A 25,345-nucleotide genomic window follows, 5' to 3' on the forward strand; every position below is an offset into this window, starting at 1 on the left:
ATACTCGTTATCTCAAGGGACTGCGTTCGCTTCAAGGGTCGTTTTCCTGATGAAGGTCCTATCAAATAAAAAAAAGCTGCCCTCTACCAGTTTTCACTAGCAAAGAAACAGCTTTTATTAAAAAGGATTATTCTCCTAAATAGACAAAGTATAGGACAAAGACAATTAATAATGCATACATAATAGGATGAACTTCTTTATAACGTCCTTTACATACCATCGTGATCGGGTACATGATAAAACCTAACGCAATACCTGTCGCAATACTATACGTTAACGGCATGGCGATAACAGTGAAAAATGCAGGAACGGCAATCTCGAATTTTTTCCAATCGATGTTAGCCAAAGATCCAGCCATCAACACACCAACTACAATTAATGCAGGAGCTGTGACGGATGCCGTTACGACGACTAGTAGTGGAGAGAATAAGAGAGCGACTAAAAACAAAATACCTGTGACAACAGAAGCAAAACCGGTTCTAGCTCCTGCAGCTATCCCTGAAGATGATTCAATATATGCCGTCGTTGTCGACGTACCAAGAATCGCACCGATAGATGTTGCGGATGAATCGGCTAATAAAGCACGTTGAGCACGAGGTAGCTTGTTGTCTTTCACAAAACCAGCTTGGTTTGCAACGGCATACAACGTTCCAGCCGTGTCAAAAAAGTCAACAAACAGAAAAGTTAAAATGACAATCATTAACTGAAGCGTAAAAATTTCACCAAGTCCCATTTCTGCAAACGGACTAAAGGCAGCACCAAATGTTGGTGCTAAACTAGGAATAGAACCGATCGGGCTTCCATCGGGTAGTGGAACAACACTGAAAATCATTCCGACAATCGCAGTCAAAATCATGCCGTAAAAAATTCCTCCGCGAAGTCCGATACTCATAAATACAACGGTAATAATAATACCAAATATCGCTAGTAACGTAGATGGATTCCCTAAGTTCCCAATTTCAACGAGCGTTGCTTCTGAACCAACAACAATACCTGCATTTTGTAAACCAATAAAAGCGATGAAAAGACCAATACCGGCTCCGGCTGCATATTTTAACTCTGCCGGAATAGCGTTAATAATAAATTCTCTTATGCCTACTAATGTAATAATAATAAATATAAGTCCTGATACAAAAACGCCTAGTAAAGCTGTTTCCCAAGGGATTCCCATGCCTAAAACAACGGAATACGTGAAGAAAGCATTCAATCCCATTCCTGGAGCTAAAGCGATTGGATATCGTGCAATGACACCCATAATAATCGTACCGATAGCTGCTGCTAAAGCCGTTGCTACATAAACAGCACCTGTATCCATTCCCGTTGGTTCTAGTACACTTGGATTTACAAATAGGATGTACGCCATTGCAAGGAATGTCGTAATACCACCAAGAATTTCCCTCTTATAGTTTGTCCCAAATTCATCAAAACGAAAGTAACGGTCCATCTCTCTCATACTCCCTCTCATTATCAAATCATTTTTTTACTCATTACAATAGGTGCAACCATTGTTCTGTTCCCACAAAAAAAGCTCTGACTCCCATTACAAGGGAATCAGAGCTTAACGTTTCTATAACGTACATAACAATGAAAATAAGACGTATGAAAGAAAAAGAACTCTCTTCTTCTCACATGCTACACGTATCTCTATCTTCATCGTTCGTAGTCGAGCCATTTAAGGTAGCTCGGTAGAAACTATCGGGCCCTATCCCCGAAATTATACGAACATTCGACAAATGTTTTTTACAATCGTTAGTGTAGCAAACCGACATTATTATTGTCAATACAAAACACGAATATTAATAATCAAATTAGATGTTTCATTCGTTTATTACTCGATTATCACAATCTGTCTTGTGTTTTTTTGAAATGGTTACCAGTAATTACTCCCACTCAATGGTGCTTGGTGGCTTAGACGTAATATCATACACAACACGATTGACGTTCTTTACTTCATTGACAATACGTGTGGAGATAATTTCGAGGACATCATAAGGAATTCGCGCCCAGTCCGATGTCATTCCATCAATGGACGTTACTGCACGAACACCAACTGTGTAGTCATACGTTCGCTCATCACCCATTACACCAACACTACGCATATCAGGAAGTGCCGTGAAATATTGCCAAATTTCGCGGTCTAAGCCTGCTTTTTTAATTTCATCTCTTAAAATCTGATCAGATTCACGAACAATTTCCAACTTTTCATCCGTGATTTCGCCTAGTACACGAATTCCTAAACCAGGACCTGGGAATGGTTGACGCCATACGATCTCATCTGGTAAACCAAGCTCCGCACCAACTTCACGTACCTCGTCTTTGAACAAAGTATTTAACGGTTCAATTAAGTCTAACTTCATGTTTTCTGGAAGCCCACCGACATTATGGTGAGATTTAATCGTTTGGGCAGTCGCAGTCCCACTTTCAATGATATCAGTGTAAAGTGTACCTTGCGCAAGGAAGTCTACGTCAGTTAATTTACCTGCTTCTTCTTCAAAAACATAAATAAATTCGTTACCAATGATCTTACGCTTTTGTTCTGGATCACTCACGCCACTAAGCTTCGTAAGGAACCGTTCCTGAGCGTCTATTTTGACTAAGTTCATCCCAAATCGGCCAGCAAATGTTTCCATCACGCTTTCCGCTTCATTTTTCCGAAGTAACCCATGGTCGATAAACATACAAATGAGCTGATCACCGATTGCTTTGTGAATTAATGCCGCTACGACAGAAGAGTCAACTCCTCCACTTAAGGCACAAAGAACTTTTCTCTCCCCAACATTTTCACGAATTTTATCTACTTCAATATCAATAAAGTTTTCCATTGACCATTTACCATCACATTGGCAAACATCATAAACGAAATTTCTTAACATCTCATTACCGAATTCAGAATTACGGACTTCTGGGTGAAATTGTACCCCGTAAAGTCCGCGACTTTCATCGCTCATCGCTGCAACAGGGCAAGAAACATTCGTCGCATCAACTTTGAATCCAGCTGGTGGTGCTTTTACAAGATCACCATGGCTCATCCAAACAGACTGCTCCTCTGGTAAATTACCAAATAATTTAGAAGGGCTTTCCACTTTGATTGTTGCTTTTCCATATTCACGATGGTTCGCAGCTTCTACTGGACCTTTGAAATGATGTGTCATCAGCTGCATACCGTAGCATATTCCTAGAACCGGAATTCCTAAGTCGAAAATTTCCTCATCACAACGAGGCGCTCTATCAGCATAAACACTTCCTGGACCTCCTGAGAAAATAATTCCTTTTGGATTCATTTCTTTTACTTCTTCTGCAGTAATTTTATGAGTTACTAGCTCACTAAACACTCCTAAGTCTCGAATACGACGAGCAATTAGCTGATTATACTGGCCACCAAAGTCTAGAACAATCACTTTTTCATTGATTTCTTTCATAGTTATTTTCCACCTCTTCATTTTTTCATCAGCTACAGTGTAGCCGGTATGTATCAGTATTGAAACTCAATTTACCACTATTCCTTTTGTTCACCGTCTACTTCGCATCCTTCACCTAAGTTTACAAGCCCATTAGGCGAAAAAAATAATTCTAACTTACCTTTACAAAAAAAACTGAAAATTCTCTCCTCGTATCAAAAAAAATACGAAGGCAGAATTTCCAGTTTAAGAATCAAGAAATGTCCGCCTTCATAGTCAGGCCGTTTAAGGCAACCCGGTAGAGACTCTTGAGCCGTATTCTCAAGGATATATGAGGCAAATAGTTTTCTAATTTTTTTAAATACAATTGCTACCACGGATGTGGACTGATTCATTTTATCAATTGCATTTCGCTTGGTCAAGCGTTCAATGCTTTAATAATTTCTTCCCAATCTTTTTGAAGCTTCGTCCACTCCCCGTCCGCTTCGTACTTACCATAATAAATTTTCTCATACGTTTTCGTCAGTTTTGACATGGATTGAGAGTTCAAACCCAAATCCACACGTGTCGCATATTCTCTTAACGTTTCACCTTCGCCTCGAGGTAATCCTTCATTTGCTAAGATCCACATTAATCGTTGGTAAGCAATGGTGTAACGATTATCGTTTCCGATCATGCGATAATGCCAAAGGAAATAATAGTTTTGCAAACGACTCTGTTTTTCGTAAATAACCATCGTCATCACCAACACAAATATCGAGATCAAGACTGCTTTCAGAGTCACGAATTCCGACATCTGTCCGCGAAATCTATCCGTTCCTGAATCTGTTTGACCTGTTGCCCCTTCTAACTCTTCATCCAACTCTGGGAACTCTTCTTCTAAACCAGCATCTGGCATGTCATCTTGATCTGCACCGTTATCCAAATCTAACTCAATTTCTACTTCCTCTTCTTCAAATTCTACGTAGTTATCAAACCCTTGGGTAGGTTCAAATGGTACCCACCCAACTCCTGGGAAATACACTTCTACCCATGAGTGCGCATTTGAGTTAGAGATTTCATAAACAGAACGATCGCCATCTGCTTCATCCACTTCTTCCCCAGCAGTAAAACCTTTCACCCATCTTGCCGGAATATCCAAGGCCCGAAGCATCACAGCCATGGACGTAGAGTAATTATCACAATAGCCGAGCTGTGTTTCGAACAGAAATTGATCAACATAATCTTCCCCTTCATCTGGAACAGGAACATTGGACGTCTCATATTCAAAGTCATTTTCCGAAAAATACTGTTCCACAGCTACAGCCATATTGTAACGATTATCTTCATCCTCAACAATTTCTTCGGCCAATTCCACTACTCGATCTGGCAAGTCATCTGGAAGCTGAAGGTATAATTCTTTCACATCTTCAGGATCATCTTCATCGACCGCTTTTAACGTTTCAATCGGAAAAGTCGGTTCATCATAAATTAAATCATAGCTCTTTAACGTCGTATCAAATTGCTCAGAACTAGCTTCCACTCGCCCGCCAACAACATCTGTTTGAAACGTTAGTTGACCGACATCCCCTTCATTACCATCAGCTAAGTACGTCAACGTCTCCAAGTCGACTTGCTTCAATTGACCTGGATAAAAGAAATGGGAAAATCCAACTCCTTCTTCCATTTCAATCGATACTTCTCGTTCTTCCAACTCTGCAAGGTCATCGTACATATAATAATCAATTTCATCTTCAAAAATATAGTTTGAATCCACATTTGTTGGTTCTGAAATCCAACCTTGCCCCGTATAATAGTGTTTTGATTCTCCACGCCAGTAGGACGCATCCTCCACTTCGGCCCGAAATACCGGATTATTATCTTGGACAAATCCGCCACCAAGGCGTTCATCGTTCTCCCCATAACCTACTCTACGGATCCCAGAACCAGTTCCTGACCCTTCCCCTAAAACAAAACTTCTCATCTGTGGAACAGGATCACTCCACTGAGGTTCCGGTTTTGGTGCAATTACTCCGATAAAAGTCGCCACTCCAATCATGAAAATCAGTGTGTACATCCAAGCTGGTGATATAAACGACGTCGCTCGCCTTCCAATCTTCATCTCTTGTTCTTGTACTTTCAACATATGAAGCAATGTCAGCATAAAAAATCCAATAACCACAATTCTTACGATAGCTGATGATGCATCAATTGGCGTAAATGTATCCAAAATCGTAATATAAATAATTGTCGATAAAAGGAACACAAAAATTCTTCTCGTCTCAAAAATCCAGAAATAAAGCAAGTAACAAATCAACGCTAACAACATAAATAAAAGAAATGTCCGAAATGGATCAGTGAGGTTAGCAAATTCACCAGAAATAATTAGACTCGAATTAAACCAAAATTCACTTGAAAACAACTTAACTGTTTCCCAACCACCTTCTCGACTAAGAAAAGCTCCTTCATGAAAAATAAAATGCAAGCCATATACACTAGAGGTCAATAAAATTGGGACTGTCAGCCAATAAGGAACCCGCAAATAAATAAGTGCAGCGCTAAAAAAGGCAAACCAGACAAATAAGTGAATATCTGCCGTATTTGTCACAACCGGAATTGGTCTTAACCATTCCCATAACAGGAGTAAAGTTAGGATATATATAAACAAATGAGTTATCGTATTAGCTGGCTGAGCTCTCAGTCTTCCCATTTAATCACCTTCGTAAGTTGTAACTTCATCGTCCAAATTTCCGCCTGATAATAGATAGGCCTCCGCGCCAATTCGCTTCAATTCTTCAAATCTCTTTTGTTCCCACGAATCCGTTTGGTTGCCTTTATCCATCAAACCAAAATACACCTGAACCCTTCTAGAAACGAGGATTTTCACTCTATTTAATAAGTCATCTGTCAATTCCGCCGACACAAGAATGACCGTCGCCCCTGCTGGAATTTTATCTTCCGCATCATAAAGCTTTGCAGCAAAATTTGAATCATAATCTGGTTGAATATGAGAAAGGTGCGTAACCATTTTTTTCTGATGATCACCACCAGAATCAAGATCAAATAATGTTCGCTCTTTTCCTAACGTCCATAATCCTACTTGCAGACGTTTTTTATAAGCATACATAATAATCGAGGTAACTAGCTCAATCCCTTTTTCATAAGCATCTAGCGTTGCAAAACGATCATCCGGAATATGATTATTAAACACGATCAAGAAGTTTTGACCAATGTATTCTTCAAATTCTTTCGTCATTAATTTATTTGTTCTTGCCGTCACTTTCCAGTCAATGCTCGTCATCTTATCACCAGGAACGTATTCTCTCGCTCCGGCAATGGACGTCATATCTTCTACAAAATCTTGCGATGACAGCATCGTTTCTGACTCGTGTTTTTCATATGCCGACCATCGCTCAATCTCATGATATTTAGGATAAACAAGAAGATTTTCTTTGATTGGCACAAATTTTTTCTTTTGAAATAATCCGAACATATCACTAGTAGATAAATGAACGCCCAAAAGATTGTATTGTCCCCGTTTCAGTTCTGGTACACCATAAGTAAAATGAAGTTCTTTTTTTATTGTCGGATAAAAGATATTTTTGGCTGCATGAGGTGGCATTTGTTTCCGAAGCCCTTCCTCCATATCATCTTCTACCGATAAGTACAAAAACGGGAAAGCCCACTTTCTTCGAATCGTTAATTCAGCCTTCCATTCCGATCCGGATGGTACGGCTCCCTCACCCGTATTTCTCTCAATCTCAAAACTACCTAGAGGGATCAATGCATAAACGAGCATTAATATGACTAACGTTGCCATGCTATAAAATAAAAACCAGCTGACAAAACCACCTTGAAACATGGCATAACTGAAAATCGCAACAAATAAACCGATCACAAACAACACTTTCGATAGCAGTTTCACGCTCGTCCAAATAGGTCTCAGACGACTACTTATTTTTCTAACCTTCATCGAGCTGTTTCTTTCCCTGTTGGTATGTGCACTTGCTCAACTACATCGTGTATGACTCGCTCGTTCGTTGCATTGGATAACTTTGCATCCGAATTTAAAATCATTCTGTGTTGCAATGCATAAGGTGCTAAATATTTAATATCATCTGGTACGACAAAATCACGATCCTGCATATAAGCGTATGCTTGACCGGCCTTCATTAAAGCAATCGATGCACGTGGACTCGCCCCAAGAAACACAGAATGATGTTGTCTTGTAGCGTTAACAATATTAATAATGTATTGTTTTACATTTTCGTTAACGAAAACGTTTTTCACTTCTTTTTTCATCTCTAATATATTTTCTAAACTTAATACAGGCTCAAGGTATTCAATCGGATGACGCGTTTCCACTCTGTTTAATACTTCAAGCTCTTCCGATCTAGATGGATAGCCAATTTTGAATTTAAAGAGAAATCGGTCTAACTGAGCTTCTGGTAAAGGATACGTTCCACCATACTCAATCGGATTTTGTGTGGCCATCACTAGAAACGGGTCTTGTAATTCTCTCGTTTCCCCGTCTGTCGTAACACTTCCTTCTTCTAATGCTTCTAGAAGGGCCGCTTGTGTTTTTGGTGACGTACGATTAATTTCGTCTGCTAACACAATATTCGTCATGATAGGACCTGGTCGAAAAGAGAATTCCATTGTTTTTTGACTAAAAACAGAGACTCCAGTCACGTCTGAAGGTAATAAATCCGGTGTGAATTGAATCCTTTTAAAATCTGCACCAACCGATTTTGCGATAGCTCTCACCATCATCGTTTTTCCGACTCCTGGCACATCTTCTAATAGTACATGCCCCCCGCTTAATAAGGCGATAAGGCTTAACTCAATTTCTCGCTTTTTTCCTACCACTACTTTTTCTACATTTTCAATTAATCTATGAATATGTGGTTGTTTCACCACCGATGGTTCTGGACGATTACGCAATGGGGGACCTCCTTCATTTATGTTGGAAGATTCGAACTTTTTTAACGATAATTCCATCGTTAATCTGAATCTATGATACCACGAAAAACATGAAATTTCGTTTAATAACCCTCTATTTTATTCAAATTGTCTATAATTCCCTAATTTAACAATAATTTTGTGTGTTTTTGGTGATTGCGCAAACTTTTATTCATCCAAACTTGTCCAAATATCAAACAAAAAAGGCCCAGGGATTTGTTTTGTCCCGAGACCTTTACGATGACTATTATAATCCGTGTTTCATTTGGTGGTGAGGCTGATGATGATGGCCTTTTGGAGTCCGATGTTCATTTACAGTTTCTTCTTGTTCAACAGGAATATGTCCAATGTCCTTTTCTACTTCCACTATAACAACATAATCTCCTTGTTTGAAGTACTTTTGATACTGTTCAGCTTCTTCATCTTCCCGATGCAGAATTTGAACATCTTCTTCTTTCACTCCTTTGATTTCAAGCTCTCTTAACACTCCTTGTTTTTGTTCCAACGAGTGCATAACTGCAACAACTTGTTTATCCATGTTTCCCACCTCCCACAGCGATGTGACTATCGTATTTTTACCCTTTTCTAACGTAGATTAAACAGCGAACAAGCCTTTTTACAAGCCTAAAGGATGAAACACAAAAATGATGTTGAATTTAGTTTGATCATATACATTTACTTACAAAAAAGAACTATCCATTCAACGTGGATAGTTCTCTTCTCGCTTGATTTCTTAAAAAGTATTCTTTACAACAACGTCTTCTAACGGAAATCGTCCAGTCTCGTGAGCAGGTTTTTCCGCTTTACCTACCGTTAATAACATCACTGGAATATATCGCTCAGGTACGTTAAATTCTTCAACAAATCGCTCTCGTTGAAAGCCGCCCATTGGACACGTATCATACCCTTTTGCTTTTGCTGCTAGCATTAACTGCATCGAAGCAAGAGAAGCATTTAATACCGCTTCGTCCCTTGGGAAAGGGGAATCTCCTTTATAAGCACCGTTGATTTGATCCACTAACGTATTTTTTATTTCTTCTGTCATAAACCCATTGTCTACGGCCCCTTGGTAAACATATTCTGCATTTTTGTTTGCTTCCAGATCACCAAGAATAGCAATCACCGCTGAACTATCGACAATTTGCTGCTGATTATATGCAATAGGTAACAGTTGCTCTTTTTTCTTTGCATCGTCAATCACAAGAAACTTCCAATGCTGTAAGTTCCAAGACGATGGAGCTTGCGTTGCTGCTTCTAATATTTCATTTAATTCCTGCTCAGGAATTTCCACTCCACGCTCATATTTTCGAACGGTATGTCGCTCCTGAATTGTTTGGAATACGCCTAAATCATTTGGATGTGTTGTCATATTCATGAAATGATCACTCCTTCATCTATTTAACAAGTAGCATTATAACAAGTCATTTGAGAGAAACTCAACGAAAGTGATTTTCGTTTGGAAAAATCATCAGATCACCTAATTTCAAACGATTATTTACAATTATTTTCTATTTATAATTTATGAAAATAAATACAACCTAATAAAGGAAATAAGATTTTTCATACTAAATTTTTTTAGGAGGATGCATTCATGACAGTTGGAGCAAAGATGAAACAAACAATTGCTGGGTTAAAAAGTGCTCAAGCAAGTTTAGAAACATTTGCATTAGAAACAGAAAATCAACAGGCGAAACAGCTTTTTCAACAGATGGCTCAACAAACACAAGGCGTTGTCACTGGACTTGAACCAAGATTACAGGAAATTGAACAAGAAGAACCACAATACAAACAGTAATTTCCAGAATACACGAATCAGGCGTGACTGGTTCGTGTTCTTTACATAGCGAAGAGCACTCTTATCATCGTGAGAGATAACATGTGCGATTTGCAAATAACTCTTACCATTATTAAAAACAACAGTCAGGAGAGGTGCTACATGTTAAAAGGGCATCAAACATGGGAGTTTGAGAATAACCCAGTGATCATTTCTACAGGCGTCGTAGGTGGCCCTTTTGAAGCGAATGGACCACTGGCAAATGATTTCGATTTGTTGCACGAAGATTTGTGGATCAAACAGGATTCTTATGAAAAAGCCCAAAAGGTTATGCTTGAAGAATCCATCACAAGGGCAGTCGAAAAAGCTGAATTAAGAAATGAAGATATCCATTTTATGCTCACAGGTGATTTAATTAACCAATTAACTCCTTCCAGTTTTGCAGGCAGAACATTAGCAATGCCCTATTTAGGTTTATTTGGCGCATGTTCCACATCGATGGAAGGTTTGGCACTCGCTGCCTTGATCATTAATGCAAACGGTGCGGAACGAATTGTCACTGCCGCTTCAAGCCACAACGCCGCTACAGAGAAACAATTTCGATATCCAACGGAATACGGCGCCCAAAAACCACCTACAGCCCAGTGGACCACGACAGCGTCAGGCGCCGCTGTCGTTGCTAACATTGGCGATGGTCCAGTCGTAACATCGGCTACGATTGGAAAAGTAATCGATATGGGGTTAAGCGATCCCTTTAATATGGGAGGTGCCATGGCACCAGCTGCAGCAGACACCCTCGTCGCTCATTTTCGCGATAGAGACCTTTCACCTGACCATTATGATCTGATTGCGACAGGGGACCTCGGTAAAATCGGCTCGCCAATCTTGCTTGAATTACTTGAAGATAAAGAACTACACATTCCTATAGACACAATAAAAGATTGTGGCCTAATGATTTATCGCGAAAGTCAACCAATACAAGCAGGAGGAAGCGGTGCCGGGTGTTCCTCTGCCGTTACTTACGGCCACTTATTAAACAGAATGAAAAACGGTGACATTCAAAAGATGCTCATCGTTGCAACAGGAGCTTTGTTGTCACCTATCTCTTTCCAACAAAAAGAGTCCATTCCTTGTATTGCACACGCTGTATCTATTGAAGCTAGTCCGAACGCATCGACTTAATAAACGAAAGGAGAATAATGATGACAGTAGGAAGCCTTGTTCACGGAACGCTCGTTTCTCTTCAATCGATCGAAGCAACATTACATTCGTTAGCTGCAAAAACAAACGATCGCGAAGCAAAAGAAGCCTTTTATCAAAGTGCGATAAATACACAAGAAGTCATTCGACAAATCCAAACGAGAAAAGGCGAAATCGAAAGAGAAGAACCGCAATACCAACAACAGTAAAAAGGAGGGATATTCATGACAGAATGGTTGGAAGTTGCGCTCAGAAGTTTAGGAGGCTTTGTCGTTTTATTTTTATTATCCAAAGTATTTGTTCGAAAACCGCTAGGAGAATCTTCTTTATTTGAATTTAGCATTCTTGGAGCTATGGCCATTGTCGTCGCATTTGGGGCTATTCAGTTAACCATTCCAATTGTCCTTCCTATTACGGCCATAGTTGTCTTTGGTATTTTAATTTTTGGTACATCTTTATTGAGCCAAAAAAATAAAACCTTCCGCTCTTTTTTTTATGGTGATGGGGTTCCTATCATCAAAGACGGAAAAATACTGGAAGACAATATGAAAAAGCAACGAATAACGACAGACGATTTGTTATCGAGACTTCGTTCTAAAGATGTGTTTCAGTATGCCGATGTTGAATTCGCAGTTTTGGAAGGAAGTGGAGAATTAAACATTCTAACTAAACAAGAACAACAACCGATTACCCCTCAAATTATGAAACAAAAAGTCCCTCCCATTAAAGAACCAGAAACGGTGATTATGGATGGAAGAATCCTTCATGAACCTTTAGCAACAAGAGGGTTAAGCCATGATTGGCTTATATCGGAACTAAAAAAACGAGATGCCGCAGTAGATAATGTCTTTGTCGCTCAAGTAGATGAATACGGTCAACTATCCTTTGATTTATATGATGATGTCATGCAAGTAGCCGCCCCAACCGAATTGCCCTTACTCGAAGCAAGTCTAAAAAAAGTGCAAGCTGATTTAGAACTGTTCGCTCTTGATACAGAAAATGAAGAAGCTAAGCAAAAATATCAGTGGTGTGCCGAACAGATGAATCAAATATATCAAACAGTAACTCCTTACACGAAAGAGTAATCGAATCCATTTTAACGCTTGGTCATAATACCGATTAATAACACACAAATTACGAAACAAAGGAGATAATCACCATGCTTTCCAATGAACATTATAGAGTTGAAACAGACGCGTTAGGTGATATCCTTGTCCCTTCGACAGCTTATTATGGTTCGCAAACACAGCGATCCGTAGAGAATTTTCAAATAAGTCACATGACACTACCACGCTCTTTTATTCGTGCACAAGGTATCATCAAAGCCTCTGCCGCAGCCGTTAATATGGAATTAGGCGAACTCCCTGAAAATATTGGGCAAGCGATCATCGATGCTTCTGAAGAAGTCATTCAAGGAATATGGGATGACCACTTTGTTGTTGACGTCTATCAAGCGGGTGCAGGAACGTCTCAAAACATGAATGCTAATGAAGTAATCGGAAACCGAGCAACAGAGATATTAGAACAAATATCTGACCAACCAATCGGTACTTATCGCGTTCACCCAAACGATGATGTGAACAAAGCTCAGTCCACAAATGATACATTTCCTTCTTCCATGCATATCGCTGCGGTTGAAGAGATGGTCAATAGACTTCTTCCTGCTATCCTCGATTTACAGCAAGAACTAGAAAACAAATCTCAACAACTTATGCCGATTTTAAAAGCTGGGAGGACCCATTTACACGACGGTGTCCCTATGCGGTTAGGACAAGAGTTCGAAGGTTACGCAGGAACGATCCAATCTATGTATACACAAGTCGAAGCAACCTTAGATTCATTATATGAGCTTGGTCTAGGCGGAAATGCCATCGGTACGATCATTCATACGAACCCGCAATATCCGCAAAAAGTCGTTGAAGAAATTAGTCATCGGACAAACCTCCCATTCCGACAACCAACGAACTTGTTTAGTTTTATGCAAAACCGTAACGCCGCGATCCAAACGATGTCTGTATTAAAAGAACTCGCTGTCCATTTAATCAAAATCACGAGTGATTTACGTTTACTGAGCTCTGGTCCGAGAACAGGTTTAGCAGAAATCACCCTTCCCTCCGTTCAGCCCGGATCAACCATCATGCCTGGTAAAGTAAACCCCGCAATTCTTGAAATGACCCATATGGTCTGTTTACAAGTTATTGGTTATGAATCGACCGTTTCCGCTGCAGGAACATGGAGTGAATTAGAGATAAACGTACTAATGCCTTTGATTGCTCACACGTTACTTGAATCCATCAGTATCATGTCCAATGCGATAGAAACACTCACCGGACAATGCATTAAAGGAATTGAAGCTGATGAAAAAATATGTAACAACTGGATGAATGCTAGCTTGTCTTTAGTCACAGGATTAAATCCTAAAATAGGTTACGACCTAGCATCAAAAATAGGTATGCAAGCAGATTCGGAAAATAAAACGTTAACGCAAGTTCTTCAAGAAATGGGATTGATGACAAATGAATTACAACAAGCCATTGACCCTCTTGGATTGCTTGGTGAAACGAAAACGAATCCCACGTCATAAAATATCAAGTGGGATTCGTTTAAATTTAGGTTCCTGATTACTCCATAGAACGTAGGTCCAAAAGCTAGAATTATCAATGCAGTTTTTTAGGATAGCCTTTATTCAACTGATAAACGCTACTTCTGACTGCGATATATTAAAAAAGATACACCTGCTATCAAGACGATCATGATAGATAACATAATAATGATGACCGGCCAATTGACGGATGTTATCATCTTTATCACACTCCTTTCATTAATATGTCGGCGACCAGTTCCAATACTCGATAGGACCGATCTGCTCACCACGAATCATCTCTTCTTCTTGCAACTTCAGCAGTTCTTTCGAAGGACCTGTCACAACCGCTCCATAGACTTTAAATCCTTCTTCTTCTAAAAATTCAACCCTCTCTTCGAACTTTGGGACTTGAAACATCGCTTCCGCTAACGATTCATCCTCTTCATAGAGAAGATTCATATTATGAATCATTTGTGTTTCAACTTCTTCTATATTTCCAAGTGATAGATAACCCGTTTGATGATTTCGCCAGTTTTCATCAAAGTACTGGGCGCTCGATAATCCCCACGGATCGACCCTTAGCGTATCGCCACCAGCACTCCAGTCGGTATCAAAGTTTTTTAATTCCCCCATATACAATGGGAGCCACGATACGGTTAAATCATAATCATCAAAAATTTCCATAACCTCTTCAGTACGATAATATTCATCAAATGAAAAAGCGATTTCCGTCACAGTCCCTTCATGAAGCCTCTCAAGCGTTTCCCATACAACTTCCCCTGACGATGCTGCAAGCTGATTATCTGTTCTTGGATCATATGGCAAATAAAATTGATACTCTGAGTAAACATCCTGATCGTTAATAGTATCATCTATCCGTGTAAAAGATGTCACCAACGGTTTATGAATTTCTCTTGTCCCTATCCCCTTATCAGCGCTCCCGACTCTTTTTTTCAAATCAATCAACGTTCTTTCCGTCATCAGAGCGGAAATATCACCAAAGTTCCCATGCCTATCCACCATCACACCCGGCATCGTCCATTCTGCTGCTAGCTGCGCGTACGTTTGCAACTTCTCTTGATTATCTGTTTTCGAATAAGAGATTTGCAGAACCATTTGATAGATAACTCCTATAAATAAGATAATCAAGAGAACGCGAATGATTTTCAGCGTTAACGTGAATCGGTAACGCCTGAGTGCCTTCTTCCCCATTTTATCTGTCCACTTCTCCGTCATGATCACTCTCTCCTTCTTTAACCGTCTCTAAAAATATTGTTGAACAAGCTCCTCAAATCGTTTCCTTGCCCGATGTAACGTGACCTTCACCTGATTTTCTGAAATCTCCAATGTCTCAGCAAGCTGTTCATAAGAAAATTTCTCGTCTTCTCTTAGAAATAGAATTGTTCGATAGTTTTCTGGCATGAATCCATATACTGTCTTGATGTTTTCGCTACTTTCTTTCTCGATCACAAAAGACTCTGGCGTTTCGTATGGATGAAATACTTGATCTTTGTTATGTATTTTTTCGACAAAAGGCACCCATTCCCAACGCTTTCTTTTACGCCAGTAATCAAAGTAAGCATGCCGAGCCACTTTAAACAACCAACTTTTCACTTCATCATTTTTGTAAAAATTCAGTGATATCGTTGCCTTCAGGAAGGTATCTTGAAGCAAATCCTCTGCTACTTCAGGAGATCCAGAGAGTTGCAACAAGTAATAATAGAGAGACTTTGCATGTGTTAAATAAATATCTTCTAACTTCTCATTCTGTTTCGCCACCCTCTGAACCCCCTTTCACCAATACAACGAATCCATTTCAAAAATGTTACAGTAAATGTAGAAACTTTCTTTGCTCTTTTATCGTATAAGGTTTTAGAAGATATTGCATGAAGTATTTCTCTACACTGTTACTTTTACACTTTTCTTATATAAAAAGGAGTGGAAATAATGATGAATGACATTGCAAAAGAATATCAGGATATTTACAAACAGATGCGTTCGAAGTTTCGCTGGCAAGCAAGTGACCAGAGAATATTGATGATGGCAGCTTCCTTTTATATTGTTAAAGGGAGTCCGTTTGTTTTAAAGGATTATAGTGATCTAGCAGATTACATCAAAAATAAGTCTCCCTTATTTTCACCAATGCGTTCCCATCAACGATTCACAACTGCTGCAATGCTTATTCAACGATTTGATCACCCTCATGAGAAATTTGAAACATTAACGCATTTATACGATAAACTTGTGAGAGGCGGCTTCAAAAAAGGGACGTTCACTTATATTTCTGCTTTAGTGATGATGTCAGATGACAACAAAGAACGTTCACATCAAGCTTTGATTCAACGTTCCCTTGAAGTCCATAAAGGAATGAAAGAACACCATCCATTTCTCACGTCAAAAAATGATTATCCGTTATCCGTTTTACTCGCACAACTCGATGAAGAAATAGAACCAATCATGGATCAAGTAGAACATTTCTACCGTCAGCTAGATCAAAATGGATTCCGAAAAGGAAATGACCTGCAATTTTTAAGTCATATTTTAACAATGGATAAAGGCTCTTCCGCAGATTCCCTTATTACTCGTTGCTTGGAATTATCAGACCAATGTAGACGGCGCAAAATCAAAATCAAACCGATGCATTATCCGGAAATTGGACTTCTGGCAATTACACATGCAACAGCAAAGGACCTTGATCAAGTGGAAGCAATACAAGGTGAGCTTAACCAAGCTAAGTGGTTTAAATGGCAGAAAGATATGAACACAATCATGGCAGTGAACTTCGTCATTAGAGAAAAAATGGATAATCAAATGTTAGAGGCAGGTATTTATACGACGATGGAAACGATTATCCAAGCTCAACAAGCTGCGATGGTAGCAGCGATGGCTGGCGGAGTTGCCGTAACAGCAAATTCAAGCAACTAGCCATATTTAGAGAAAGGATGACACGATAAATGAACAATTCGATTGGTACTAGAATCATGTATTTTATCGTTTTAACGGGACTAATTGTTTTTTTCGGATACACCGGCGCATTTTTTTCAGCACTTATGGGTGGGATAACTTTTTACACACCATTAATCGTTATAGTAGCCATTTTGCTTATCATTCTCATATTTCTCAAGCTTTTCACATCAATCCAGCGAAAGATTCTCAAAATAACTTCCCTTTCGTTCGCCGGTCTAGTTATCGTTTCAATCATTGCCAACTGGGGATATAACGCCTACATAGACAGTCTGAAAATGACAGAGCGAGGAGTAGATTTATATGACTATCAGCCTTTTGAAGAAGGGACGAACATAGCCAATTTGGAGTCCGAAGCGAGTTTAAGTATAGATGAAGAATTACCAACGCTAGACGGAGCAACTGCACTTTATCCCGTTTACGCAGCGTTTGTTCATGGAGTTTACCCTGATAAAGAATATGATCCTCATTCTTTTCAAGACAGTGAAGTGGTTTCTACACAAACAGATGTAGCCTATGATCGACTGATCGATGGGGAAGTGGACATCATTTTTGTTGCCGGACCATCTATGGGCCAAGAGGGTCAAGCCGAACGAGCGGGAGTGGAATTAGAGCTGACACCAATCGGGCGCGAAGCTTTTGTGTTCTTTGTAAATGCCAGTAACCCAGTAGATGAGTTATCCATCGAAGAGATTCAAAAGATCTATTCAAAAGAGATAACAAATTGGAGCGAAGTTGGAGGAGAGGATGAAGAGATTCGAGCTTTCCAAAGACCGGAAGACAGCGGAAGTCAAACCGCATTGGAAACCTTAATGGAAAATCATTCCCTCATGCAGCCTCCAACAGAAGATGTAGTCGGTGGCATGGGTGGAATCATTTCAGAAACAGCAGATTACCGTAACTATAGTAATTCTATCGGGTTCTCGTTTCGATATTTCTCAACAGAGATGGTTCAAAATGGCGATATTAAACACTTGGAAATAGAAGGCATTTATCCTGATAAAGAGTCGATTCGAAACAATGAATATCCTATTGCTTCCGAGTTTTATGCAGTAACTGCTGGTACTGATAATCCCCATGTTGATGATTTCATCGACTGGATTTTGTCAGATGAAGGACAACAATTGGTCGAGAAATCTGGTTATGTTCCGGTGAATTAACTAATAAAAGACCAGCGCTTTTCATTAGGCGTTGGTCTTGTTATGTTCGTATCATTTAAAACAATCCATTCACTATTAAGTCAACAACAAACGGTCCGAGAATAACGATAAATAATGCTGGGAAAATAAAGAATACCATTGGGAACAACATTTTAACTGGTGCCTTCATCGCTTGCGCTCGCGCTTTCTCTCGTCGCTGCTCACGAATGCGTACAGTTAAATTTTTCAATACCCTCGACATTCCGATACCAAGCTGATCCGCTTGAATCATTGAACTCATGACACTTTGTAACGCATCTGATGGGACTCTCCTTTTTAAGTCATGGAAGGCTTCACGTTTCGATTTTCCTCGTTTCATATCGTCAAGTGCCTGTAAAAATTCATCCGAAAGGGGTCCTCTTTTTTTATGACAAACATTATTAATTGCAGCGTCTACCCCTACACCTGCTTCAATTAATAAATTGATTGTGTCAAAAAAATCAGCCATATCTAAATCGATTTGTTTAATGCGTTGATCCCGTTTTTTCTTTATATAAAAGATTGGGAGTCTAAAACCTAAGAGAGCGACTGTTACGGACATTAATACGACTAAAATCCCTTCTTCCATTGCTGGTGAAAACAAAAGAATCGCTCCGACAGCTCCTGCAATACTTCCAACTAACTGAATGAGACGAAATTCAATTGCTGACATTTTTGTCAAAAGACCAGCGTCCCTTAGCAAAAGATCAAGTTTTTTCTTTTCCTTGTTCGTTACTCGTTCACTCGTATAATCGACACCTTTTTCCCAGTATTTTTTCGCTTGTTCCATCACAGGTGATTGTCTTTCCGTGCCATCTTCATTACTAGTCTGGTTAACTTTCGCCGGTGCACCCACATAATGATCCATTCTTTGCTCTACTACAATGCTTCGTCCAAAAATAGTGAACATCAACGCAGCAGAAACTAATATAAAGAACACCGCTATGACAAACCATATAAGGAATTCTACCATGTCTACACCTCAATTTTTATTACTTTTTGAATGAATAACCAGCCTATGAAAATAGAAATTAATGCTGAAATACTTAGGAACCACCCTAAAGGATGTTCGAACATAATACTTAAATAGTCTGGATTAGTAAAATAGATAAATGTAGCTAGAGCAATAGGAAGAGCAGTAATAATCCACGAAGATAGTTTTCCTTGAGCGACGAGTGTATTCAGTTCTTCCAACACCCTTACTCTTCCTCGGATCGTCTCTTCCATCGCTAATAAAAGTTCAGCTAAGTTCCCACCACTTTCTCGTTGCGCAATAATTCCTTGAACAATAACGTCTAGTTCCGTATTCGGTAATCTTTCCACCATTTTTTTTAGAGAATCTTCTACCGGAACACCTAAACTCGTTTCTCTTACAACTCTACCAAACTCTGGTCCAATCGGATCAGGCATCTCATCTGACACCATTTTCATCGCTTGCATAAAACTAAATCCTGCCCTTAATGAATTTGCCATTGTCCCTAATGTTTCAACGAGTTGATACGTTAAAAGATCCAACCTTTTCTTTCGCTGACGGCGAACAATGATTGAAGGAATTAAAAAACCAATCAAGGTTCCAACAATCATCCATATCCAATGAGCATTTAAGAAATAAACAACGATAACAGATGCTCCAGCAGCAGAAATTCTTAAAGCGAAAAATTCTGCAGGTGTCATATCCGTTCCCGCTTGTTGAAGGAGCTTCTCTGTCTTCTTACTATAAGGAATCCAGCGAAATGCTTTAGATAGAATGGATACATAGGACTTTCCTAAACCTTTTTTGTTTGTTTCTTCCTCTTCTTCATTTGTTACCTTTTCATTGACCTTCAAATAATCTCTCGTACGTCGATCCATTTTACGATTCTTAGAAATATTAGAAAATATAAAGTAGAAACTAACACAAAATAAAATAACCAATATGAAGAGAATTACTAGATCATTCATCCGCCCAGCCTCCCGCGAACCAAGATGCAGGAATACTATAACCGTTCAATTCAATTTTTTCTGCAATTTTGGGACGAATACCCGAGGATATAAATTCACCATATATTTTCCCATTTTCATCTACACCAGTTTCTTTAAAAGTAAATAAATCTTGAAGGACAATCGTATCTCCTTCCATGCCTAAAACTTCCGTGACGTGAGTGATTTTTCTCGTTCCGTCTTTCATACGAGACTGCTGAATAATCAAGTCAAGTGCGCTAGCAATTTGTTCTCGAATGGCTTTTACAGGCAATTCGTATCCCGCCATCATAACCATCGTTTCTATCCTAGATAACATATCTCTTGGGGAATTGGCATGACCAGTACTTAAACTGCCATCGTGACCGGTGTTCATTGCTTGAAGCATATCCAATGCTTCTGCACCACGAATCTCCCCTACAACAATTCGATCTGGACGCATCCTCAATGAGTTTCTAACAAGGTCACGAATCGTAACTTGTCCTTCCCCCTCTATATTAGGTGGACGTGATTCTAATGATAAAATATGATCTTGTGATAGCTTTAGTTCGGCTGCATCCTCAATTGTAATGATTCGCTGATCATTAGGAATAAATGAAGAGAGAACATTTAATGAAGAAGTTTTTCCTGAACCAGTCCCTCCACTAATAAAGATATTTAAATCTGATTTTACACACACATCAATAAAGTGAGCCATGTCTTCACTTATTGTTCCAAATTGGATTAAATCCTCTACCGTAAAAGGTGTCTCCGAGAATTTTCTTATCGTAATGGATGGCCCTGTCAAAGACAGTGGTGGAATAATCGCATTTACACGGGAACCATTTGGAAGACGGGCATCTACCATTGGTGAACTTTCATCAATTCTTCTGCCTAATGGGGATACGATTCTCTCGATAACACGCCTCACATGCTGATCGTCCCGGAAAGTTAAATGACTTTTTAGAATCTTCCCTTCTGTTTCATAATAGATGTCATTGGCACCGTTTACCATTACTTCACTAATATCCGGGTTATCCAGAAGTGATGTGATTGGTCCGTATGCTAATAACTCATTTTTCACTGATGAGAGTAATTGCTTTTTCTCTTCATATGTTAATCGGTCTGCTTGTTTTTCTATCATCATTTGACCAAGTTCTTCAATGAGTTCCTTTTCTTTTTCTTGATTTTTCGGGGCTTTCCGCTTCAGTTCTTCAACTAGTTCTGAGTGTATTTTTGATTCTAATTCCCAAAATTCTTTCGTAGGAGAAGGAGGTACTTCCTTAAAACTTTTGGTAGTGATTACTTTCGCTTCTTTTTTCTCCAGAGTTTTGACAGGGGTTTGTTCTTTCGGCTCCTCTTCTTTCACATCATGACTATATCTTTTGAATAAGGACATATAATTCCCCCCTTTTATTTCGCTTCAGCAAAACGTCGTTTAACTTTTTTTATACTTTTTTCATCTCCTGAGTTACCATAAGACACAAGCTTCCCAGAAAGTTTAAGTACTTCTTTCGACAACGGTTTTCTTGGATGAGACACAACATAGGGCAACCCTTCATTAATGGACGCATCAACGATATTTTCTTGTTTAGGGAGCGACGCATAAATTGGAAGCCCAGTAATTTCAGATACTTTCTTCCCATCTACTAAGCTTTTCTTATGTTTTTGATTTAAAATTAGTCTTGTCTCTTTCGTAAGATTTAATGATGCTAATGTATCCATGTAAAGCTTCAAATTCCTTACAGACGGTAAATCTCCATTTGTCATAAATAACAATTCATCCGCCTCTTCGATACATTGTAAATTGATCTCAGATAAATAAGAGGAGTTATCTATTAAAATAACGGTGTATATTTTTTTCAGTTCTTCGATCGCCATCCGGATGTCTTTTGCAGAAATGATTTCAAAAAACTCTGGCCGACTAGGAGCCGCTAAAACAGAAACACCTGAATCATGTTTCGTCATATACTTATCTATATCCAACTCTTTGCGCGCTTCTCCTTCTTTCACCCACTCATATATCGTTTTTTTCGGCTTTAAATCAAGGTACATCGCCACATCACCAAACTGAACATCTCCATCTAGAACAGCTACTCTTTGCCCTTGTTTGGCTAATCCTACCGCCAAATTAACCGTGAGGGAAGTACGACCGACGCCACCTTTTGTGCTACAAACAGAAATAACACGATTATCACTCGTAAGCATATGCATCGAAGGTACATCCTCTTGGTTAAAACGATGATGCATATATTTCTCAGCTTGAACAATGACTTCCCTTACTTCATCTTTATCAGAAGAAAATCGAAGCGTATTAGAAGCCCCTGCCTGCATAGCCTTTTTAACATTTTCCATGTTGTCTGGAACCATCAAAATAATATAGACATGAGGATATTTTACAGAGAGTTCTTCAGATAATTGATAGACATTATATACTGTATTTGCTTTGATGATTAAAATAACTTGACTGTTTTTCTTTAAGTAATCAAACAGCCTTTCTAAATAAGTGATTCGTTTCATTGCATACTGCCGCTTCAGAAGAGTTTCCTCCAAAATCTCTGCCTTAGCATTCGTATCGGAATAAAAAAGCCATTGGAGGTCCATGGTTAACGCTCCCCTTTCACAACTTGTCGAGTCTGTCTCAAGGTGTCTTCTAGCACATCATCATCTTCTTCATGACGTAACATAAAGTAAAAACCATCCTGATCTTTTGCAGCTAAACTGAGCATCACTCCTTCTTCTGGAGTCACTTCTACTGTGACCGTTTCATAGCTTAGTGCTTCGTTATCAGTGTCCGCCGATTTTCCTGAAGCAAGTACTTTCACATTCTGTAAAATAACTTCAGCTGTTAGAAATTCCATTTCCTCGACTTCTCCTGACCCCTCCGTTGTCTCTGAATCTTCTAACTCCTCTGATTCAAAATCAGTGCTATAAGCAATAATATCTACTTGCGATCTCGGTTCAATATAGCCTGAAACACCTTCTTCTGATTGAGCTACTTTTAAAGAAATGGCTCGTTTACCATCTTCAATTTCTACGATTGGGTTAACTTTCTCTCTATTAAACGCCTCATCTGCAAGTCGTTCCTCTTCTTCTTGAGCAGCTGCTGCTAACTCTTCTTCCGTTGGTTCTGACTGTTCACTTGATGCCGGTGTAGTCAAGTTCATAAAAACAAATCCGTATACTAATAACGAAGCCATTACCCCAAATATAAGCGACCATATCCAAAGTCTTTTCGTTTTCATAGGACCGTAAGACCTCCCTTAATTTCTAATTTTCATGATGTTTTATTCTATTAATCTAACACTATACGCACCTTTTTCGTTTACTCCTTCTTCCCCTTCACCAAGAGTAACCATTTCGATAAAGTGTCCAATAATACGATGTTTATCTTGACCTGTGCCCATTCCTTCCAGCCAGTAAGAAGCAAAGGCAATGATTTCTAAAGTATCTCGACCGGAAATGTTATCAAAAGCGCCTTCTGCTACTACGGCAACAGTAATGACACGCTCACATCGACTGTCCGCCGTGTCTTGATCTTGGCAATGCGCTCTCTCTTCTCCTCCATTTACATCTCTCGATATTAATTCCTCTATCGCTGATTTAACAGGTCCTTGACTTCTTCCAGGTTCCGTATCTTCTTCAAGATCATCCCCTATTGCTCTCTCTGTTCCGTTTAAAATTGCTTCTTTTAAAGCACTTGCTCCAGAACCATCTATTGCAAGAAAACCGCAGTTCCCTTTGTTACCAATATCGTTTCCATCTGCTTCCCCTGCTTCAAATCCTTCTGCGTAGCCCTCAGCAAAACCTTCTTCATTATCATTTGCATAACTACCGTCGAATGACCTTTCAGAATTTTTATCGTACCCATCAATGTAACCTTCTTCGTAACCATCTTTAAACCCAGTTTTATAGTCTTCGCTTGCGTTCCCCTTAATTAAACTATTAAAATTCACTTCTTTCACTTTGTTTCCAGGGTTTTCGCAATTAAGAAATGTTCCATCTGGAATACTTGACTCATCTACTGCAATAGGAGCAATACCGATACTTTGAATTAAAGGAAAAATCGCAGCAGTTGCTGATGCACCAATATCTGCATCCGTTATTCCTAAAATTTTCGCAAACGTTAATGGGATATTTGATTGTTGTGTCACTTTCACATGTTTATTCGTTTCGTCAACGACAACATCACTTTCATCAATAGTAAACCCGTTCAAATCAGCTATTTCAACTGCTTTAACTTTAGAGTCTTCTTCCGAATAATAAACTTGGGCTCCTGCAAGAGCGGAGGCATCCATCGCTTTTTGCAAGTTACTTTTTTCTGCATACATTCTTCCAGCATCTACAGCCATTGCAGTAAACCCCAGAAGAACAACAATAGAAAGGGCAACGAGGACTAATACATTCCCATCTTCTTTTTGAAAAATTTCACGAATTTTTTTCATTTACTCCAACCTCATTACTGTTGTATTTGATAATTCAAGTGGTCCTATGATATCGCCAATGACTGGTGTTAAAAAACCGACTGGATAAGTGATTGTAATTGTGACATTTTCACCCGAACTTTTCTCACCAGCAGGACTTATCGTCACTTGACCTCCCGTTAAGTTAATACTAGATCCATTGCTTTCAGCAATACTAATAATTTCCCCATCTGTTGCACCAACACTGGCAGCTCTTGCCGCCTCTCTGCCAACATGATCAAGAGTTAAATAGGTGTGGAACACTCTTCCGAAATCAACTATTCCAAAAAGTAAAACAATTAATAGAGGAATAACTAAAGCAAATTCAACGAGCGACTGACCTTTTTGCGATTTCATACCCACACTCTCCCTACATATGCAATGACTGTTCCGAAGACAATCGCCACACCATACGGGAACGTAATTCTATCAGAATGGGAGGTGAAGCTTCCTTTCGTACTTTTCAGTAATGGCATATATATGAAGGACCTGATCGAATGAACAACGCCTCTTTTTTTCATAATTAGAAAGATCGAAATGACTCCGCCTATAATAGCGGTATAAATAAATGAGTAGAAAACAAACGAGACACCTGTTAACGCACCAATTGCAGCTAACAATTTCACATCTCCTGCGCCCATCCCCCCTAAGAGATACGGTATGAGAAGAAGTAATAAACCAACTAGAAAACCAGCTCCACTGAACAACAAACCTTCCCAACCAAGAGTGACTGTATAATAGATAAGACCGAATAAAATTGCTGGAAGTGTTACGATATTTAAGATGCGTCTCGTACGAATATCGGTAATAAACGAGATGACTAATACGACGGCCAATATGATAGTAATGAGAAATGGCATTGCCTTTCCCCCCTGTTTTAGAATGAGAGCCCTACTTTAGGAAAG

24 protein-coding genes and 2 riboswitches are annotated in these 25,345 nt (G+C 39.2%); of the genes, 7 read left to right on the top strand and 17 right to left on the bottom strand.

All coding sequences use genetic code 11. The features are described from left to right. Positions 1 to 127: 127 nt before the first annotated feature. The 7 genes from QDN89_RS12020 to QDN89_RS12050 all read right to left on the bottom strand — a co-directional run bounded on the left by QDN89_RS12020 (position 128) and on the right by QDN89_RS12050 (position 9,714). Positions 128 to 1,444, bottom strand: coding sequence for an NCS2 family permease (locus QDN89_RS12020; RefSeq protein WP_280770383.1), 1,317 nt, complete (start codon positions 1,442 to 1,444; stop codon positions 128 to 130). Positions 1,445 to 1,640: 196 nt separating this feature from the next. Next, positions 1,641 to 1,742, bottom strand: a riboswitch (purine riboswitch). A 138-nt stretch (positions 1,743 to 1,880) separates the two neighbouring features. After that, a complete protein-coding gene (gene guaA / locus QDN89_RS12025; protein WP_280770384.1) occupies positions 1,881 to 3,419 on the bottom strand; it encodes a glutamine-hydrolyzing GMP synthase in 1,539 nt (512 codons plus the stop codon). Between the two features lie 232 nt (positions 3,420 to 3,651). Beyond that, positions 3,652 to 3,753, bottom strand: a riboswitch (purine riboswitch). Positions 3,754 to 3,816: 63 nt separating this feature from the next. Continuing rightward, a complete protein-coding gene (locus QDN89_RS12030) occupies positions 3,817 to 6,087 on the bottom strand; it encodes a transglutaminaseTgpA domain-containing protein (protein WP_280770385.1) in 2,271 nt (756 codons plus the stop codon). Continuing rightward, positions 6,088 to 7,350, bottom strand: a complete 1,263-nt coding sequence (locus tag QDN89_RS12035; RefSeq protein ID WP_280770386.1) for a DUF58 domain-containing protein — start codon at positions 7,348 to 7,350, stop codon at positions 6,088 to 6,090. Further along, positions 7,347 to 8,321, bottom strand: a complete 975-nt coding sequence (locus tag QDN89_RS12040; protein WP_280770387.1) for an AAA family ATPase — start codon at positions 8,319 to 8,321, stop codon at positions 7,347 to 7,349. Before QDN89_RS12040 ends, QDN89_RS12035 begins: the two co-directional genes overlap by 4 nt. Before the next feature lie 265 nt (positions 8,322 to 8,586). After that, the gene (locus QDN89_RS12045) at positions 8,587 to 8,877 is read right to left on the bottom strand and encodes a hypothetical protein (protein WP_280770388.1); all 291 of its coding nucleotides are present in this window, start codon (positions 8,875 to 8,877) and stop codon (positions 8,587 to 8,589) included. Positions 8,878 to 9,072: 195 nt separating this feature from the next. Next, positions 9,073 to 9,714, bottom strand: coding sequence for a nitroreductase family protein (locus QDN89_RS12050; RefSeq protein ID WP_280770389.1), 642 nt, complete (start codon positions 9,712 to 9,714; stop codon positions 9,073 to 9,075). A 216-nt stretch (positions 9,715 to 9,930) separates the two neighbouring features. Between QDN89_RS12050 and QDN89_RS12055 the strand changes: the two genes are divergently transcribed. From QDN89_RS12055 to QDN89_RS12075, 5 genes are all read left to right on the top strand, one after another. Then, positions 9,931 to 10,134 carry a DUF1657 domain-containing protein gene (locus QDN89_RS12055; protein ID WP_280770390.1) on the top strand — a complete coding sequence of 68 codons (204 nt, stop codon included), beginning with the start codon at positions 9,931 to 9,933 and terminating at the stop codon, positions 10,132 to 10,134. 141 nt (positions 10,135 to 10,275) lie between these two features. Further along, on the top strand, positions 10,276 to 11,295 hold the full coding sequence (gene spoVAD, locus QDN89_RS12060) for a stage V sporulation protein AD (RefSeq protein WP_280770391.1): 1,020 nt from the start codon (positions 10,276 to 10,278) through the stop codon (positions 11,293 to 11,295). Between the two features lie 20 nt (positions 11,296 to 11,315). Beyond that, on the top strand, positions 11,316 to 11,522 hold the full coding sequence (locus QDN89_RS12065) for a DUF1657 domain-containing protein (RefSeq protein ID WP_280770392.1): 207 nt from the start codon (positions 11,316 to 11,318) through the stop codon (positions 11,520 to 11,522). Positions 11,523 to 11,537: 15 nt separating this feature from the next. Then, on the top strand, positions 11,538 to 12,398 hold the full coding sequence (locus QDN89_RS12070) for a DUF421 domain-containing protein (protein WP_280770393.1): 861 nt from the start codon (positions 11,538 to 11,540) through the stop codon (positions 12,396 to 12,398). A gap of 74 nt (positions 12,399 to 12,472) precedes the next feature. Next, the gene (locus tag QDN89_RS12075; RefSeq protein WP_280770394.1) at positions 12,473 to 13,897 is read left to right on the top strand and encodes a class II fumarate hydratase; all 1,425 of its coding nucleotides are present in this window, start codon (positions 12,473 to 12,475) and stop codon (positions 13,895 to 13,897) included. 237 nt (positions 13,898 to 14,134) lie between these two features. Here QDN89_RS12075 and QDN89_RS12080 read toward each other — a convergent pair whose 3' ends face one another. After that, the gene (locus tag QDN89_RS12080) at positions 14,135 to 15,133 is read right to left on the bottom strand and encodes an anti-sigma factor (RefSeq protein ID WP_280770395.1); all 999 of its coding nucleotides are present in this window, start codon (positions 15,131 to 15,133) and stop codon (positions 14,135 to 14,137) included. Positions 15,134 to 15,160: 27 nt separating this feature from the next. Further along, positions 15,161 to 15,676 carry a sigma-70 family RNA polymerase sigma factor gene (locus QDN89_RS12085; protein ID WP_280770396.1) on the bottom strand — a complete coding sequence of 172 codons (516 nt, stop codon included), beginning with the start codon at positions 15,674 to 15,676 and terminating at the stop codon, positions 15,161 to 15,163. A 168-nt stretch (positions 15,677 to 15,844) separates the two neighbouring features. On the opposite strand from QDN89_RS12085, the gene QDN89_RS12090 reads away from it, so the two are divergent. Beyond that, entirely contained in the window at positions 15,845 to 16,822 is a 978-nt protein-coding gene (locus QDN89_RS12090; RefSeq protein ID WP_280770397.1) for a DUF4003 family protein, read from the top strand. 29 nt (positions 16,823 to 16,851) lie between these two features. Next, positions 16,852 to 18,021 (top strand): PstS family phosphate ABC transporter substrate-binding protein, encoded by a 1,170-nt coding sequence (locus tag QDN89_RS12095; RefSeq protein WP_280770398.1) that lies wholly within the window; start codon positions 16,852 to 16,854, stop codon positions 18,019 to 18,021. Between the two features lie 55 nt (positions 18,022 to 18,076). On the opposite strand, the gene QDN89_RS12100 is transcribed toward QDN89_RS12095, so the two are convergent. Genes QDN89_RS12100 through QDN89_RS12135 form a run of 8 tightly spaced genes read right to left on the bottom strand, consistent with a single transcriptional unit; the run spans position 18,077 to position 25,300 of the window. Next, a complete protein-coding gene (locus tag QDN89_RS12100) occupies positions 18,077 to 19,012 on the bottom strand; it encodes a type II secretion system F family protein (RefSeq protein WP_280770399.1) in 936 nt (311 codons plus the stop codon). Positions 19,013 to 19,014: 2 nt separating this feature from the next. After that, positions 19,015 to 19,980, bottom strand: a complete 966-nt coding sequence (locus tag QDN89_RS12105; protein ID WP_280770400.1) for a type II secretion system F family protein — start codon at positions 19,978 to 19,980, stop codon at positions 19,015 to 19,017. Beyond that, positions 19,973 to 21,376, bottom strand: coding sequence for a TadA family conjugal transfer-associated ATPase (locus QDN89_RS12110; protein ID WP_280770401.1), 1,404 nt, complete (start codon positions 21,374 to 21,376; stop codon positions 19,973 to 19,975). The genes QDN89_RS12105 and QDN89_RS12110 overlap by 8 nt, the downstream gene beginning before the upstream one ends. A 14-nt stretch (positions 21,377 to 21,390) precedes the next feature. Next, entirely contained in the window at positions 21,391 to 22,581 is a 1,191-nt protein-coding gene (locus tag QDN89_RS12115; RefSeq protein WP_280770402.1) for a CpaE/TadZ family protein, read from the bottom strand. Positions 22,582 to 22,583: 2 nt separating this feature from the next. After that, on the bottom strand, positions 22,584 to 23,222 hold the full coding sequence (locus QDN89_RS12120; RefSeq protein WP_280770403.1) for an RcpC/CpaB family pilus assembly protein: 639 nt from the start codon (positions 23,220 to 23,222) through the stop codon (positions 22,584 to 22,586). Between the two features lie 42 nt (positions 23,223 to 23,264). Further along, a complete protein-coding gene (locus QDN89_RS12125) occupies positions 23,265 to 24,422 on the bottom strand; it encodes a pilus assembly protein TadG-related protein (protein WP_280770404.1) in 1,158 nt (385 codons plus the stop codon). Beyond that, positions 24,423 to 24,797, bottom strand: coding sequence for a TadE/TadG family type IV pilus assembly protein (locus QDN89_RS12130; protein ID WP_280770405.1), 375 nt, complete (start codon positions 24,795 to 24,797; stop codon positions 24,423 to 24,425). Next, positions 24,794 to 25,300 carry an A24 family peptidase gene (locus QDN89_RS12135; protein ID WP_280770406.1) on the bottom strand — a complete coding sequence of 169 codons (507 nt, stop codon included), beginning with the start codon at positions 25,298 to 25,300 and terminating at the stop codon, positions 24,794 to 24,796. The genes QDN89_RS12130 and QDN89_RS12135 overlap by 4 nt, the downstream gene beginning before the upstream one ends. Positions 25,301 to 25,345: the final 45 nt, after the last annotated feature.

Source organism: Salipaludibacillus daqingensis, from assembly GCF_029891575.1.
Classification (GTDB): domain Bacteria; phylum Bacillota; class Bacilli; order Bacillales; family Salisediminibacteriaceae; genus Salipaludibacillus; species Salipaludibacillus daqingensis.